Source organism: Actinoplanes sp. NPDC049681 (assembly GCF_044465265.1).
GTDB lineage: Bacteria > Actinomycetota > Actinomycetes > Mycobacteriales > Micromonosporaceae > Actinoplanes.
Window position 1 is genome coordinate 22,276 of record NZ_JBITLP010000013.1, and the last position, 15,883, is coordinate 38,158.

Genomic DNA, 15,883 nt, shown 5'->3' on the forward strand with positions numbered 1-15,883 from the left:
CGCCGCTGCCGTCCGCACCCCTCAGGCCTTCCGCAGCCAGAAGGTGAGGCCGGTCCCCGGGTCGCTGACCGGCACACCCCAGGACGGCGCGCCGGCCGCGTACTCCGTGGCGAGCACCTCGTCGGCAACCAGATCGCGGTGCTCCTCCAGCGCGGCCGCGGTGTCGTCGTCGGTGGCCGTCCACCGCAGCGCGATCCGGTCGGAGACCTCCAGGCGGCTCGCCTTGCGCGCCTCCTGGATCAGCCGGATCGCGTCCCGGGCGAGGCCGGCCCGGCGCAGCTCGGGCGTCAGCGAAAGGTCGAGCGCCACCGTCACGCCTGCCTCGGCGGCAACCGCCCAGCCCTGGCGCGGCGTCTCGGTGATCACGACCTCGTCGGGCGCCAGCTCGACCGGTGCGCCGTCGACGGTGACCGTCGCCGTACCCGTAGCCAGCTCGCGCTTCAACGCAGCCGCGTCCGCCGCCGCGATCGCCCGGGCCACGTCCTGCACCGCCTTGCCGAACCTCTTGCCCAGCGGGCGGAAGTTGGCCTTGGCGGTGGTGTCCACGAGAGACTCCCCGGCCGCGCCCACGCCGAGCACCACGCCGACGTTGAGCTCCGCCGCGACCTCCGCCAGCAGCTCGGAGCCGAGCCCGGCGAAACCCTGCGCCGAGGCGAGCGCCCGGGCCAGCGGCTGCCGCGTCTTCATGCCCGAGTCCGCGCGGGCCGCACGGCCCAGCTCGACGAGCCGCCGGGCCAGCGCCATCTCCCCGGCCAGCTCCCCGTCCACCAGGGCCTCGTCGGCGACCGGGTACGCGGCCAGGTGCACCGACGGCACGGCGGTCGGCGTCACCGGCACCACCAGGTCCTGCCACACCCGCTCGGTGATGAACGGCGTGATCGGCGCGAGCAGCAACGTCACTGTCGCCAGCGCCTCGTGCAGGGTGGCGAGCGCGGCCGGGTCGCCACGCCAGAACCGGCGGCGGCTGCGGCGCACGTACCAGTTGGAGAGGTCGTCGACGAAACCCGCGAGCAGCTTCCCGGCCTCGTGCGTGTCGAACGCGGCCATCGCCCGATCCACCGCGGTCACCAGGGTGTGCAGTTCGGACAACACCCAGCGGTCGAGCACCGGGCGGTCGGCCGGCGCCGGGTCCGCCGCCGACGGGGACCAGCCCGCGGTACGCCCGTACAGTGCCTGGAAGGCGGCCGTGTTCCAGTACGTCAGCAGCGTTTTCCGGACCACCTCCTGCAGGGCGGTGTCCCCGATGCGTCGCGACGACCACGGCGAGCCGACCGCGGCCATGAACCAGCGCACCGCGTCCGCACCGTGCCGTTCCATCAGCGGCATGGGTTCCACGATGTTGCCCAGGTGCTTCGACATCTTGCGGCCGTCCTCGGCCAGGATGAGCCCGAGACAGACGACGTTCTCGTACGCGGACCGGTCGAAGACCAGCGTGCCCACGGCCATGAGCGTGTAGAACCACCCCCGCGTCTGGTCGATACCCTCCGCGATGAACTGCGCCGGATAACTGAGCTCCCCGGTCCGGTACGGGTACCCGACCTGAGCGAACGGCATCGCCCCGGAGTCGTACCAGGCGTCGATGACGTCCGGCACGCGCGTGGCAGTGGCGCCGCACTCGCACGCGAACGTGACCTCGTCGATGAACGGCCGATGCGGATCCAGGTCCGTGAGGTCACGCCCGGCCTTGGCGCTCAGCTCGGCCAGCGACCCCACGCAGCTCAGGTGGCCGTCGGGACAGCGCCAGATGGGCAGTGGCGTCCCCCAGTACCGGGACCGCGACAGCGCCCAGTCCACGTTGTTGGTGAGCCAGTCGCCGAAGCGGCCGTACTTGATCGTCTCGGGCTGCCAGTGGGTGCGCTCGTTCTCGCGCAGCAGCCGGTCGCGGATGGCGGTGGTGCGGACGTACCAGGACGGCTGTGCGTAGTAGATGAGCGGAGTGTGGCACCGCCAGCAGTGGGGGTAGCTGTGCTCGTACCGTTCTTCGCGGAACAGCAGCCCCCGGTCTCGCAGATCGGCGACCAGCGGCGCGTCGGCGTTCTTGAAGAACATCCCGCCGACCAGCGGAACCTCCGGCGCGAAGGTACCGTCCGGGCGCACCGGATTGACCATCGGCAGACCGTACGCCCGGCACGTCGCAAGGTCGTCCGCCCCGAACGCGGGCGCCTGATGCACCAACCCCGTGCCGCTGTCGGTCGTGACGTACTCGGCAAGCACGACGATGTGCGCATCCGGCACGTCGACCAGATCGAAAGGACGCCGGTACGCCCACCGCTCCAGCTCCTTGCCGCTCCAGCTCTCCCCGGTGCGCGACCAGCCCTCGAGCACCCGCTCCAGCAGAGGCTCGGCCACCACCAGCCGCTCGGCACCGTCGGTGGCCACCACGTAGGTCACCTCCGGATGGACGGCGACCGCGGTATTGGAGACCAGCGTCCACGGCGTAGTAGTCCACACCAGCAGCGACGCTGTGCCGGCCAGAGGTCCGCCGGTGATCGGGAAGCGCACGAAGACCGAGGGGTCGACGTCGGTCTCGTAGCCCTGCGCCAACTCATGATCGGACAACGCGGTCTGGTCCCGCGGGCACCACGGCGCCACCCGGAAGTCCTCCACCAGCAGACCCTTCTCGAAGATCCGCTGCAACGACCACCACACCGACTCGATGTACGCGGGATCCATGGTCCTGTACGCGTCGTCCATGTCGACCCAGTAGCCCATGCGCTCGGTCAACGCGGCGAACGCGTCGGTGTGCCGGGTGACGGACTCCCGGCACTTCGCGTTGAACTCGGCGATCCCGTACGCCTCGATGTCCTGCTTGCCGGTGAAGCCGAGCTCCTTCTCCACGGCGAGCTCGACCGGCAGCCCGTGGCAGTCCCACCCGGCCCGGCGGGCGACGTGGAAGCCCTTCATCGTCTTGTACCGGGGAAACACGTCCTTGAAGACCCGGCTCTCGATGTGGTGGGTGCCGGGCATGCCGTTCGCGGTCGGCGGACCCTCATAGAAGATCCACTCGGGTCGCCCGGCACTCTGCTCGAGGCTGCGCGCGAAGACGCTGTTGGCATGCCAGAAGTGCAGGACCTCGTGGTCGAGCTCGCCCAGGTCGACCTGCGCGGGTACGGACCGGTACATCGTCACGCTCCTCCGTCGGGCTCGCGCCCGGCTCGTCGGGCGCGCACCCGATTCCTCGGGCTCGCACCCGCTCGTCGGGCTCACCGGCGGAGGGACGAGGCACGGGCCCCGCGGTACCACCCTCCTTGACCACGGCGATGCGTGATCCACTCCGTTTCTGGTCGTCCGGCTCGGAGGTGATCTTCGCGCCGGGCACACCTCCGGGCTCCCACCGTCCCCGGTCGCTCTCAGGCTGCTTCCGGCGTTACTCGTCCTCGTCAACGCCTCGCGGAATCGAATGCTAACGCGGCCGGGTGCCCGTACCCGAGCGGTTTTCAGGCAAACCGAGCCGGATCCCCGGCACCGACCCGAAGGATCTCCGGAGTTCCCTCGGACAGGTCGATCACGGTGGTCGGCACGGTGCCGCACTCCCCCGAGTCGATGACCGCGTCGACCACGTGATCGAGCCGCTCCTTGATCTCCCAGCCCTGGGTGAGCGGCTCTTCCTCGTCGGGCAGCAGCAGGGTGCTGGACAGCAGCGGCTCGCCGAGCTCCGCGAGGATCGCCTGCGTCACGGTGTTCTCGGGAATCCGCACCCCGACGGTCTTCTTCTTCGGGTGCAACAACCGGCGCGGCACCTCCCGGGTCGCCGGCAGGATGAAGGTGTAACTGCCCGGGGTGGCGGCTTTGACCGTACGGAAAACAGCATTGTTGATCTGCACGAACTGACCGAGCTGAGCGAAATCCCGGCACACCAGCGTGAAGTGGTGACCGCTGCCCAAATGCCGGATGTCCCGGATCCGGTCGATCCCGGAGGCGTTGCCGATCCGGCATCCGAGCGCGTAACAGGAATCGGTCGGGTACGCGATGAGCCCGTCGTCGCGCAGAATCCGCCCGATCTGCGCGATGGCCCGGGGCTGCGGGTTGTCCGGGTGCACGTCGAAGTACTTGGCCATCCGGAAAGCCTAGGTCCCCGCAACGCAGTCGTCGATCAACGACAGGCGTACGGCCCGGGGCCGGCGTCAGCGCTACTCTGCGCCCATGGCTTTCGAGCACCACGGGCACACCCACCGCCTCGACTGGGTCGACCCGACGATCCGCGAATGGGACTGCACCGTGGTCTGGTCCGACCCCGCCGACCCGGACGCCGGCGTGGTCCTCGACCGGTCCGCGTTCTATCCGGGCGGTGGCGGCCAGCCCCCGGACCACGGCGTCCTCATCTGGTCCGGCGTCCAGACCCGCATCGTCGACACCCGCAAGGGCGACGACCTGTACCTGATCCCGGCCCCCGGCGACCCGATACCCCCGGCAGGCACCAGCGTGCGCGGCGCGATCGACGACGACCGCCGCAGCACCCTCATGCGGACCCACTCCGGCTTGCACATTCTCTGCGGCACCGTATTCCGCGACTTCGGCGCCCTCGTCACCGGCGGCAACATGCAGCCGGGCGAGGCCCGCATGGACTTCAACCTGCCGGAGGTGCCGCCGGGCTTCAAGCAGGCCCTCGAGGACGCCGTGAACGCCGAGATCACCGCCGACCGCAAGATCGTCGCGCGGGTGCTGCCGCGCGAGGAGGCCCTTCGCATCCCGGACCTGGTCCGCACCCAGGACGCGCTGCCCCCGCTGGACAACCCGGAGATCCGGGTGGTGGACATCGTCGGCCTGGACGTCCAGGCCGACGGCGGTACGCACGTCGCATCCACGGCCCAGGTCGGGCGGGTGCAGGTGGTCAAGGTCGAGAGCAAGGGTCGCCAGAACCGGCGCGTACGGATCCGGCTGGTCTGAACGCCCGCCCGTAAGAGTCGACGTCGTCGCCCACGCCGGGCGAGCGTCGCTTCGCGGCCTGCTCTGTGCTGCCATCGCTACCAGCTCGTCAGAAGTAGGTGGTTGATGAGCAGGGCTGTCGCCGCCTGGACGGCGAGCCAGCTGCGTCGGCTCTGCGCGGGCAGCAAGGCTGCGCCGGCGGTGAACCACACCGCGAAGGGGAGCCAGATCCGTTCGGTTTCCGCCTTGCTGAGCCCCGAGATGTCGGCCAGCAGAATCGCCGCGGCGGCCGCCAGGGGTAGAAGCCATGTCGCCTTGGGCAGGTGACGCGAGCGCGCGGCAATCGCCTGCGCGAAGGCACGGCGGAGAACGACCGCCAGCACTGGGCCGCCGCTACCTACAAGCGCGGCGACATTCGCCCAGACCCAATATCCGTACGGCCGCACACTGGCCAGCCCCTGGTAGTACCGCTCCACTACCAGGTGGTACCCGTCAAGCCACCAGAAACCCGAAGCAGTGAACGCGGCCACGACGACCGCCCCGCCGAGCACGGCGACGCCCATGGACGACCAAGCCCGTCGTCGGACGAGGACGAGGACCACGATGGGGGCAAGCAGCACCAGACCGTACGAGAGGTAGACCGCGAAGGCAAGCAGTCCGCCTCCGACGACAGCCCATCTCCGCTGCCCCCTCGCGAGCAGCATGATTCCGACAGCCGCAGCACCAGCGAACAAGCCGTCCGCAGAAGCACCGATCCAGACAGCACCGGGAAAGAGGACCGCGAAGGGAACCACCACGCGCGCGACATCGACGTTTCCGATCAGGCGCAACGTCTCGGGAACCGCGACTGCTGCAAGAGCACCGACCAGGACGCACACGATCGCGGCCCATCCCCCGCCGCCGAGCCCGATCCGGTCCAGCCAGACAAATGTCAGCAAGGCTCCCGGTGGATGACCGGCTACATGAGTCGTCCATGAGTCCGGTTGGAAGTCGAGGATCCGCCCCGCGAAACCCCGGACTGCCGCACGCACGTCGATGACCCCAGGCACCTCGTGCAGGTACTCAGGAGTCGTGGTGAGCCGCGTGGCGAGACCGGTTTTCCAACCGTCCACGAGCGCGAGGCTCACCGTCCAAACAACAGCCGAGAGATAGCCGGCAAGCAGTAGGGAACGCCACGACATCCGTGCGGCGAGCTCGGGACCTTTCCACATCACCGCCGCAGCGACGGCAATGGCGATCGGCGTTCCCGGCCCGATGTGTGGAAGCCAATGCGCGTAGAACGGCGCGGCACTCGCCTGCACGGGCCGACCGTGGAGGTAGAGCAGCCCGCCGACCACAGCGGCCAGGGCGACCAGCAACAGGGCGGAAGCACCCGCAATCGCGTCTACGCGGGGGACTCGCCAGCCAGCTTGCTGCTGAAGCTGTCGCTCGAGCTGCGGTTGCGGCTGTAGCTCCGGCTCGGGCCGTCGCTGGGAAACCGGCTGCAGTTCTGGGCGCGACTCAAGCACGACCTGCAACCGCGATCCCCGCCGTGGCTTAAGCCCTGATCTCTTACTTAGCCCGGGTCTCGGTCCTGGTCCCTGCCCCTGCCCGGGCCCTGGCCCCTGCCCCTGCCCCTGCCCCTGCCCCGGCCCCGGCCCCGGCCCCGGCCCCGGCCCCGGCCCCGGCCCCGGCTTGATGCTCATCGCCGTAGAGCGGCGCGCGCGAAGTCGGCCATGCCTGTCGTTATGTCAATCTGAGCACGAAACCCCAGCTCTCGGGCTGCCTTCTGCGGCGAGGCAACGACATGCCGCACATCCCCCAACCGGAATTCGCCCGTCACGACCGGTCGGGACCCACCCATCACGTCAGACAGGGCCGTCGCCATGTCGCCGACCGTTGCAGGCCGACCCGAGGCGATGTTGTAGGCGACCAATCCCTCGACCTCCGCCTCGACAGCCGCGACGTTCGCCCTGGCCACATCGGCCACATGAACGAAGTCCCGTCTTTGCCGACCGTCTTCGAAGACGTGCGGCGCCTGCCCTCTTTCCAGTGCTGACCGGAAGATTGCCGCCACGCCGCTGTACGGCGTATCTCGCGGCATCCCTGGCCCGTACACGTTGTGGTACCGAAGCGCGACCACAGACCCGCCTGTCTGACGGGCCCAAGCCGCTGCAAGGTGCTCTTGAGCAACCTTGGTAGCGGCATAGACGCTGCGTGGTTCAAGCGGCGCATCTTCCGGAACGAGCGACGACGTGAGGTCCTCACCACAAAGCACACACGTGGGCTCGAAGTTGCCGGCAACAAGGTCGGACGGACGACGCGGAGCCGGTCGTTGATTACCGTGCGCAAGACATTCGTACGCACCTTCTCCATAGACAACCATGGAGCTGGCCAGCACAAGGCGACCGATGCCGGCCCGAGCCATCTCGGCCAGAAGCACCGCGGTGCCCAGATCGTTATTGCTGACATAGTCAGGAAGATCGTCGAGATTTAGGCCCATCCCGACCATCGCCGCCTGATGCACGACCACTTCCACCCCCCGTAACGCACGGGCCACGGCCTCCCGGTCGCGCAAATCCACGATCGTAACCGGAGCGTTCGCGACATTCTGGGGAATCGGGTCACGATGCGCAGCCGGGTGCGCGCTGTCCACGACGGACACGCAATAGCCGGTCGCCACCAGGGCGGTTGTCACGTGGGTTCCGATGAAGCCGGCACCGCCGGTTACGAGTACCTGGGTCACGATGCCGACCGTATGTCGACCGATGACCGGCGGAAAGGTGTTTGGTCGAAGCGTCAGAGCTTCGTAAGAAGTGCAGATTCGTCAGCACTTTGTAAGGGTTATCCCGGCTCGATCGGCGATAGCTTGCCCTACATGACCGATGTCGTGTTGCCCTGTTTGAACGAGGCTCCCGCCCTGCCGTGGTTATTGACGCGGCTGCCGGTCGGCTTCCGCGCGATCGTGGCTGACAACGGCTCCACCGACGGGTCGGCCGACATCGCTCGTGCGTACGGCGCTCGGGTGGTGTCCGTTCCACAGCCTGGTTACGGCGCCGCGGTTCACGCCGGGCTCATCGCCGCCGATCCGGCCGATGACGTGGTGTGCGTGATGGACGCCGACGGCTCCTTCGACCCCCGCGAGCTGACCCGTTTCGCAGACCCGGTTCGAGAGGGCATCGCCGACCTGGTCGTGGGCCGACGTCGACCCACCAGCCGTAACTCGTGGCCCATGCATGCGCGGGCTGGAAACGCGATACTTGCCCGCAGAGTGCGCCGGACGACCGGCCTCTCCGTGCACGACATCGGTCCCATCCGGGCGGCCCGGCGAGCCGCCCTGCTAAGCCTCGGCCTGCGTGACCGCCGATTCGGCTATCCGCTGGAGCTGCTGGTGGCCGCCGGCCGGGCGGGATGGCGAGTCACCGAGCTCGACGTGCCTTACCTTTCGCGAGCCGTGGGCACGAAATCCAAGGTCACGGGGACTGTCCGAGGCACGGTTCGGGCCATCCGTGACATGCAGGCGGTGCTGACCCGATGACTCAGCTCCTCGTTCTCGCCAAGACGCCTGTCCCCGGCCGCGTCAAGACTCGACTGTGCCCTCCATGGACCTATGAGCAGGCCGCTGACGTGGCTGCCGCCGCCCTCTCGGACACGATCGTCGCGGTGTCGAGTGCCCCCGCGACCCGGCGAACCCTTGTGGTCGACGGGGACCACCCAGCCCCTGCCGGTTGGACCAGGTTGGCTCAACGAGGCAGGTGGCTGAAGGATCGCCTGGCCAATGCGTTCGCAGACACCGCCGGGCCACCCACCGTACTGGTCGGCATGGACACACCCCAGCTGACCGCGAAGCTGTTGGCCCGTGCGGCGGATTTCACCGACGCAGACGCCACGCTCGGCCTCGCCGAGGACGGCGGTTGGTGGGCGCTCGGGCTTCGCAGGGCGGGGGACGCCTCAGTGCTGCGTTCCATTGCGACATCCACCCCCGAGACCGGGGCGCAGACCTTGACCGCGCTTCGGGATCGCGGACTCCGCGTGACCCTCCTTCCGGTGCTCCGCGACGTCGACACGGCTCCGGACGCTCGGGCCGTCGCTCAGATGTGCTCCACCGGCGGCCGCTTCAGAAGCACCGTGGAGGCGATGACGGAATGAGCGCCGAGGTCATGAGCCACTATGACGACGCGTTACGGGCAGCCGAGGAGCACCGCGGTGCCGAGCTGATCCTTCGAGACGCGTTCGGCGCGGAACGGATGATCGACGCGGCCGACTGGTACACCGACCATCTGCCGGGCGACGCGGGACTGCTCGGCCGCTGTTCCGGCCCGACACTCGACGTCGGCTGCGGTCCCGGCCGCTTGACCGTCGCCCTTCATCAACTCGGACGTCCCGCCCTCGGGGTGGACATCAGCAGTACGGCGGTGCGCATAGCTCGCATGCGCGGGGCGGTCGTGCTGCGCCGCGACGTTTTCCAACCCGTACCCGGCCACGGGAGGTGGACGGACGTTCTGCTCGCCGACGGGAACGTGGGTATCGGGGGTGATCCCTGCGCCCTCCTCCGGCGATGCCACGACCTGGTCAGCACGACAGGTCGGGTGCACGTCGAGCTTTCCCCTCCGGGCGTACGAAGCTGGGCGGGACGGGCAACCGTACGCGGTCCCAGCGATCGCCCCGCCGCGTCCTTCCGCTGGGCTGAAGTAGCGGCGGACGACCTGGCGACCTTTTCCGGCCCGGCGGCCCTGCATCCGGTGGACACGTGGCAGGAGGCGGGGCGATGGTTCGTGTCCTTGGCAAAGAACTGAGGCTTCCCGACCTGGCGCGGCCCGAGGCTTTCCCCTCGCAACTCCGGTCCACGCGTCTGACGAGTCAACTCGGCATTGCTCTCGGCATCGCGTTCGTGACCTGCTTCGCCACCGGTCTGATCAGCCACCTCATTCAACACCCGCCCGCGTGGTTCTCCTGGCCCTCGCGTCCCGTCGGGCTCTACCGCTTCACTCAGGGACTTCATGTCGCGACGGGACTCGCGTGCGTGCCATTGCTCGGCGCGAAGCTGTGGTCGGTCTACCCGCGGCTCTTCGAGCGGCCCCCGTTGCGGTCCATTCGTCACGCCGTCGAACGAGCGAGCATCGCAGTGCTGGTGGCGGGCGCCCTGTTCCAGGTCGTCGGCGGCGTTCTGAACATCTCCCGTTGGTATGGCGCACTGCCTTACTTCTTCACAACCGGTCATTACTGGGTGGCGTGGTTGACGATCGGTGCACTGCTCACCCACATCGGCGTGAAGCTACGGATCGCGCGCGATTCCCTCACCCGCTTGAACGTTGAGGATCACAAAGGTGGACTCAGCCGCCGTGGACTCCTCACCACGGTTGCAGCCGCAGCGGGCGTCATCACCGTGGCCACGGTGGGACAAACCATCAGCCCGTTGGCTCGCATATCCCTGCTTGCTCCCCGGCGCCCCACCACTGGACCGCAGGGCCTTCCGGTCAACAAGACCGCTGTGGGGGCAGACGTTCGGACACAAGCTCTCGATCCTTCATATCGGCTGGTGGTGGTCGGGCCGAAACGCGAGATCAGCCTCTCCGTCGCCGACCTTGCGGCCATGAGCCAACACACCGTGATCTTGCCGATCGCCTGCGTCGAAGGCTGGAGCGCCACCGGCGTCTGGAGCGGCGTACGTCTCCGGGATCTGGCCGCGCTCGTCGGTGGAGATCCGGATGGCGCAGCTGCGGAGGTCGAGTCACTCGAGCGCAAGGGTCGCTACCGGGCGTCCACCGTGCCGGCCTCGCACCTGAGGGATGGATTGACATTGATAGCGCTCAAGCTCAACGGCGCGATCCTGCACCTGGACCACGGTTATCCCGCACGGCTCATCGCTCCGAATCGACCTGGCGTGCTTCAAACGAAGTGGGTCGAACGGATCACTATTCGCAATACGGGCGAGGAGTCATGAGAAGGAGCATTGGTGGCGCCCGGGGCTTGTTGATGGGGGTCGGCGGGTTCTTCATGGCGTTTGCGGTCATCGGAGCAGTCACCGATCCGGGTCTCAAGCTGGGTGGCGTACTGCTGTTTCTCGGCGCTGTGCTGGTCCTGCATGACGGGGTCTTGATGCCGCTGGTCATCGGAGTCGGCGCCCTGCTGACTCGATCACCCCCATTGATCCGGGCCGCAATGATCGTGAGCTTCGTCGTCACGGTGGTCGCTCTGCCGTTCGTGCTCGGCTACGGCCGAAGTCCGGACAATCCGTCGGCGCTGCCGTTGGCGTACGGAAACGGACTCGCGCTCATTCTGGCGGCGATTTGGGCCACCGTTCTCGCACTCCAGGCCGTTCGTCGGCTCTGCGCTGGACGCCGGAAGCCGTCTGGCCAAGGCGATCGTCAGAAGATCGTAAGAATGCGGACGACCCCTCGGAGCCCTTCCGATGGGTAGCGTCGTTGTCGTGACCCATGACGTACTCGTCGTCGACGACGATCCGACCGTCAGCGATGTGGTCCGGCGCTACCTGGAACAGGACGGCTGCCGGGTCCGGCTCGTCCACGACGGCGAGGCTGCCCTGAGAGCCGCTTCCGCCGATATGCCGGACCTCGTCGTCCTCGACCTGATGATGCCGGGGATCGACGGGATCGAGGTGTGCCGCCGCCTGCGCCGGACTGCCCCCGATCTCCCGGTGGTCATGCTGACGGCACTCGGCGAGGAACCCGATCGCGTGCTCGGGCTCGAGGTCGGGGCGGACGATTACGTCACCAAGCCGTTCTCCCCACGAGAATTGACCCTCCGGATCCGCTCGATCCTCCGTCGCACCGGCCATGCGGACAAACACCAGTCCGTGCTCGCCGACGGCGACCTGGTCGTCGACATCTCCCGCAGGTCCGTCACGATGGCCGGCGCGCCGGTCAAGCTGACGAAGGGCGAGTTCGACCTGCTCGTCTTCCTGATGAACCACGCCGGCCGGACCTGGACTCACCAGCAGCTCCTCGAAAGGGTCTGGGGCTGGTCAGTAGGCGAGCCCGGCACGGTCACCACCGCCATGGCCCGGCTGCGCTCGAAGATCCAGCCGGCGACCGACTCGCCGAAGCGGATCATCACCTCGTACGGCGCAGGTTACCGATTCGAGCGAATGGGCACCGACCATGCGTGACCTGATGCTGATCGGGGTGTACGCGCTGGCCGCGGGCACCGTGGTCGGGGTGCTCGGTGAGGTGTCCCTACGACTCCTCCGCCATCGATCGATCATCATGCACATCTCCGTCATGCTGACGATCACGGTCGCCTCCGTCGTCGCCGGTGTCGCGGCGGTCGCGCGCGCCATGTTCCTGTCCGCGCATGATCTGCAGGTCGTGCTCATCACCGTGCTGGCGTCGGCGACGGTGAGTCTCGCGGTGGGGACCACGTTCGGGCGCCGTCTAGCGGCCGCCTCCGTATGGTCGGTCCAAGCCCGCGAGCGAGAGCGACAGGTGGAGGCCAGCCGTCGGGAGTTGGTCGCCTGGGTCTCCCACGACCTCCGCACGCCACTCGCCGGCCTGCGGGCGATGGCCGAGGCACTGGAGGACAGGGTCGTCAGTGATCCGGCGACCGTCGCGGACTATCACCGCCGCATCCGCGTCGAGACCGAACGCATGAGCCACCTCGTCGACGACCTGTTCGAGTTGTCCCGCATCAACGCAGGGACCCTGCAGCTCGCCTTCGCCAGCGTGCCTCTCGCGGACGTCGTGTCGGACGCCATCGCCACCACCGCTCCCCTGGCGGAGCGCCGCGGCGTACGCATGATCGCCCGCGACGGGGACTGGCCCGTGATCACAGCCGGCGAGCCGGAGCTCACCCGGGTGATCGCCAACCTCCTCGTCAACAGCGTGCGATACACGCCACCCCATGGTTCCGTGCAGATCGACGCCGGCACCGAACAGGGCGAGGTGTGGCTGACGGTCTCCGACACCTGTGGCGGCATACCCGAAGCAGACCTGCCCCGCGTCTTCGAAGTGGCATTCCGAGGGGAGAGCGCTCGGACTCCACAGCCGCAGGAGGACACCTTCGGCGGTGGGCTCGGCCTCGCCATCGTCCGGGGTCTGGTCGAAGCTCACGGCGGGCGGGTGCACGTGGACAACACCACGGTGGGATGCCGATTCGAGGTGCGCCTGCCCATGTCACCTCCGCCAACAACCAGGCAGGATTCGTCGCGGCCGGCCGCTTCGGGCCCAGGCGGTCCGAAGCGCTTCGCCTCTCACCGCGCCGGAGGACGCGGCACTGCACCACCTCACGGGCACTCGGACTCTCCACGCCGGCCGGCCGCAGCCACCTGAGCCGCCCCCAAGCCACCCAGGCAAGCCTCCGAGACGGCCGGGGGACGCGCACCGCGTCCAGGCCCCGGCACGACGAGCCTTCGTACCCGGCAGGCATCGCCTAACGAAGCACCAACGGCGACGGCACCCCTCCCATCACCCTGCAGCAGGAATTGTGTCCGGAGCGTGAAATTGCGGGTAGCCTTGCGGGCCGATGGACCGAAACCGGGGGGATCGGGTGAGTCGGCTCCGCAGGCGCTGCGAACGACACCTCGACGGGGTGCCCATCCCCCAGCCCTTCGATCTCGATGCATTCTGCGCCACAGTGGCCACTCACCGAGGTCGCCCGCTCACCCTCTATCCACTGTCCGGTCTCGCCTCGGGCGCCCCTTGTGGACTGTGGATCTCGGTGCCCGCCGCCGACTACGTCTTCTTCGATCCGGACACCTCACGGCTGCACGCGGAACACATCGTCCTTCACGAACTCGCGCACATGCTGAGCGGCCACACGACCGGGCTGGACGGGGGCAATGCTGCGGTCGCTCGGCTCGTACCGGACCTCGATCCGCGTACGGTTCACACGATCTTGGGTCGCGTCAGTTACACGACCGCCCAGGAGCGGGAGGCGGAGATGCTCGCCTCCCTGATCCGCGCGCGGGGCGCGCGGCACCGGACCTCCGCCGAACTGCCCGACGGCACGCTGGGGCGAGTGGCCGATGTTCTGAAGTTCAGACCTTGAACGGCGTACTGACCGGCGTCCTGTTGACACTGCTGTGGGGCACGGTGCTGGTCCGCTTTCCGACACTGTGGCGCGATGCCCAGCAACGGGCCATCTGGGCGACGCTCTGCACCCTCGCCGTGGCCAAGACCACCGCGACGCCGGCAGTAAACGCCCTGCTCCGAGACGTGGTCAGCCAGCCGCAGGTCATCCCTCACCTGATCGGCGTGGCAACCGCCTTCTTCCTGCTGCGCTTCATCTCGCTCGTCACCGCCTACTACTCGGCCCGGCCACGGGCTGCGCGCTACCAGGTGCTGCTCGCCGTCGGCGTCTGGCTCATCCTGCTGACGCTGATCGTGATCACGCCGGGAGGTATCAAGACCAAGGGCATAGAGCTCATGGGTACGCCCACAGCCGCCTCAGCCGCGGCGTACTGGGTGACGTTGAACGGCTACCTGGGTGCGGTCCTCGCCATCGCGAGCGTGTTGTTCTGGCGGGTCAGCCGTTCCGCGCCCGCCGGACTTCTCCGCAACGGGCTGCGAGCCATCACCGTCGGCACACTGATCATGGCGACGTACGCGGCGCTCAAGACTACTCTGATCGTTCTGCACGCCTGCGGTGTCACCATCGGTGTCGAGTCGATCGAGCCCGCCGCCAACGGACTCCGCGCAGCAGGCACGATTCTGGCCGTGGTCGGCGCCGCGGTCCCCGCGACCGGCAAGATCCGCTCGGTCCTGCGGGCGTATCGCGCGCTGTGGGCTCTCCGTCCCCTATGGCGTGCGATGCGCCGCACGTTCCCCGAGATCATCCTGTTCTCCCGGCGCCGCGCCCTGGTGGAACTGGCCGCCGTCGACGACGTGAACCTGCGGCTCTACCGCCGGGTGATCGAGATCCGCGACGGCATGCTGGCGCTCCGCGACTACCTGCCCGCCGATGCACTGGACAACGCCCGCACGTTCCTCAGCACCCCCGCCACAACATCACGGCCGCTCTCGTCCAGCAACGGTGCAAGCTCCGCCGCCGATGTGGCGCTTGTCGAGGCATGCGGCATCGCCCTGGCGCTGGAACGCCATCGGGCCGGCATCCCCGCCCCGACGAGCGGCCGGTGGTCCGACACGAGCAGATCCGCCGGCCGCGGCTTTCAGCCGCCCAACAAGCGAACCTCGACGGACAAGCGATCCTCGACCGACGCAGGAACCCCGGCCCACGAACGAGTCCCGGCCGACAGACGAACCTCAACCCACGAACGAGCCCCCACCGACAAACGAGCCCCGGCCCACGAACGAGCCCCTACCCACGATCGAATCCCGGCCGACGAACGAACCTCAACCCACCTGCGAATCCCGGCCGACAGACGAGCCTCAACCCACGAACGAACCCTCACCGACAAAGAAGCCCCGACCCACGAACGAACCCCGACCCACGAACGAACCCCGACCCACGAACGAACCCCGACCCACGAACGAACCCCGACCGACAAACGAGCCCCGGCCGACGAACGAGCATTGACCGACGAGGTCGCCTGGCTCAGCGCCGTAAGCGCCGCCTTCCGGCGCAGGGAACCGCGCCGCTTCGCCCGTCACGCCACACGCCGCGACGCCAGCTCACCACCCGACCAGCACGCCGATCAGTGATCGTCCTTCGCGCGGTCGCGTTCCAGCTCCCACACCTTCCGCACCAGCTCCCCGATCGTGTCGCGGCTGCTCGGCGACACATCCGCCGCCCGCAGGGCGATCTCGGTGACCTGCGCGTCCTTCAGCGTTCGCAGGAGCTGCAGCTGGCCGTCGATCTTGCGGGCCTCGTCGTCGTCCAGGAAGTAGGCGACCGGGACTCCGAAGTATCCGGCCAGGCCCGTCAGGTGCTGGACCGTCGGGTTGTCGCGGCGGCCGGTGCGAAGCTGCCAGATGTACGTGTGGGATATCTGGATGCCCTGCTCGGCACGGATCGCCTCCGCGACGGCCATGTAGCTGATCTCGCCTTGGCCGGCGGCGCGGACCTGGGTGAAGAGCCGGTCCAGTTTCGCGGCGATGGAGAACTCGCGCGGCATGTGCCG

General features: G+C 68.4%; 15 protein-coding genes. 10 read left to right on the forward strand and 5 right to left on the reverse strand.

Features of this window, described 5'->3' with window-relative positions; all coding sequences use genetic code 11:
* Nucleotides 1–21 precede the first annotated feature (21 nt).
* Nucleotides 22–3,123, reverse strand: a complete 3,102-nt coding sequence (gene ileS / locus ACIBO8_RS36360; protein ID WP_396120136.1) for an isoleucine--tRNA ligase — start codon at nt 3,121–3,123, stop codon at nt 22–24.
* Between the two features lie 314 nt (nt 3,124–3,437).
* Nucleotides 3,438–4,058: an L-threonylcarbamoyladenylate synthase gene (locus tag ACIBO8_RS36365; RefSeq protein WP_396120072.1), complete on the reverse strand. Its 621-nt coding sequence runs from the start codon at nt 4,056–4,058 to the stop codon at nt 3,438–3,440.
* Between the two features lie 85 nt (nt 4,059–4,143).
* On the opposite strand from ACIBO8_RS36365, the gene ACIBO8_RS36370 reads away from it, so the two are divergent.
* Nucleotides 4,144–4,887 carry an alanyl-tRNA editing protein gene (locus ACIBO8_RS36370; protein ID WP_396120073.1) on the forward strand — a complete coding sequence of 248 codons (744 nt, stop codon included), beginning with the start codon at nt 4,144–4,146 and terminating at the stop codon, nt 4,885–4,887.
* Nucleotides 4,888–4,964: 77 nt separating this feature from the next.
* Here the strand turns inward: ACIBO8_RS36370 and ACIBO8_RS36375 are convergent, their stop codons facing one another.
* Nucleotides 4,965–6,245, reverse strand: a complete 1,281-nt coding sequence (locus tag ACIBO8_RS36375; RefSeq protein ID WP_396120137.1) for a hypothetical protein — start codon at nt 6,243–6,245, stop codon at nt 4,965–4,967.
* A gap of 302 nt (nt 6,246–6,547) precedes the next feature.
* Nucleotides 6,548–7,591, reverse strand: a complete 1,044-nt coding sequence (locus tag ACIBO8_RS36380; RefSeq protein WP_396120074.1) for an NAD-dependent epimerase/dehydratase family protein — start codon at nt 7,589–7,591, stop codon at nt 6,548–6,550.
* A gap of 123 nt (nt 7,592–7,714) precedes the next feature.
* Here ACIBO8_RS36380 and ACIBO8_RS36385 point away from each other — a divergent pair, with 123 nt between their 5' ends.
* The 9 genes from ACIBO8_RS36385 (at nt 7,715) to ACIBO8_RS36425 (ending at nt 15,464) form a co-directional block, all read left to right on the forward strand.
* Entirely contained in the window at nt 7,715–8,383 is a 669-nt protein-coding gene (locus tag ACIBO8_RS36385; protein WP_396120138.1) for a glycosyltransferase family 2 protein, read from the forward strand.
* Nucleotides 8,380–8,994 carry a DUF2064 domain-containing protein gene (locus ACIBO8_RS36390; RefSeq protein WP_396120075.1) on the forward strand — a complete coding sequence of 205 codons (615 nt, stop codon included), beginning with the start codon at nt 8,380–8,382 and terminating at the stop codon, nt 8,992–8,994. The genes ACIBO8_RS36385 and ACIBO8_RS36390 overlap by 4 nt, the downstream gene beginning before the upstream one ends.
* A gap of 11 nt (nt 8,995–9,005) precedes the next feature.
* The gene (locus ACIBO8_RS36395) at nt 9,006–9,641 is read left to right on the forward strand and encodes a class I SAM-dependent methyltransferase (RefSeq protein ID WP_396120076.1); all 636 of its coding nucleotides are present in this window, start codon (nt 9,006–9,008) and stop codon (nt 9,639–9,641) included.
* Nucleotides 9,614–10,789: a molybdopterin-dependent oxidoreductase gene (locus ACIBO8_RS36400; protein ID WP_396120077.1), complete on the forward strand. Its 1,176-nt coding sequence runs from the start codon at nt 9,614–9,616 to the stop codon at nt 10,787–10,789. The genes ACIBO8_RS36395 and ACIBO8_RS36400 overlap by 28 nt, the downstream gene beginning before the upstream one ends.
* Nucleotides 10,786–11,265, forward strand: coding sequence for a hypothetical protein (locus ACIBO8_RS36405; protein ID WP_396120078.1), 480 nt, complete (start codon nt 10,786–10,788; stop codon nt 11,263–11,265). Before ACIBO8_RS36400 ends, ACIBO8_RS36405 begins: the two co-directional genes overlap by 4 nt.
* The gene (locus tag ACIBO8_RS36410) at nt 11,258–11,974 is read left to right on the forward strand and encodes a response regulator transcription factor (RefSeq protein WP_396120079.1); all 717 of its coding nucleotides are present in this window, start codon (nt 11,258–11,260) and stop codon (nt 11,972–11,974) included. The genes ACIBO8_RS36405 and ACIBO8_RS36410 overlap by 8 nt, the downstream gene beginning before the upstream one ends.
* Complete coding sequence (locus ACIBO8_RS36415; protein ID WP_396120080.1) at nt 11,967–13,133, forward strand: sensor histidine kinase; 1,167 nt, start codon at nt 11,967–11,969, stop codon at nt 13,131–13,133. Before ACIBO8_RS36410 ends, ACIBO8_RS36415 begins: the two co-directional genes overlap by 8 nt.
* A 388-nt stretch (nt 13,134–13,521) precedes the next feature.
* Nucleotides 13,522–13,851 carry a hypothetical protein gene (locus ACIBO8_RS36420; protein WP_396120081.1) on the forward strand — a complete coding sequence of 110 codons (330 nt, stop codon included), beginning with the start codon at nt 13,522–13,524 and terminating at the stop codon, nt 13,849–13,851.
* Nucleotides 13,848–15,464 carry an MAB_1171c family putative transporter gene (locus ACIBO8_RS36425; protein WP_396120082.1) on the forward strand — a complete coding sequence of 539 codons (1,617 nt, stop codon included), beginning with the start codon at nt 13,848–13,850 and terminating at the stop codon, nt 15,462–15,464. Before ACIBO8_RS36420 ends, ACIBO8_RS36425 begins: the two co-directional genes overlap by 4 nt.
* On the opposite strand, the gene ACIBO8_RS36430 is transcribed toward ACIBO8_RS36425, so the two are convergent.
* On the reverse strand, nt 15,458–15,877 hold the full coding sequence (locus ACIBO8_RS36430; protein ID WP_396120083.1) for a helix-turn-helix domain-containing protein: 420 nt from the start codon (nt 15,875–15,877) through the stop codon (nt 15,458–15,460). The two genes, ACIBO8_RS36425 and ACIBO8_RS36430, sit on opposite strands and share 7 nt — an antisense overlap.
* Between the last annotated feature and the right edge of the window lie 6 nt (nt 15,878–15,883).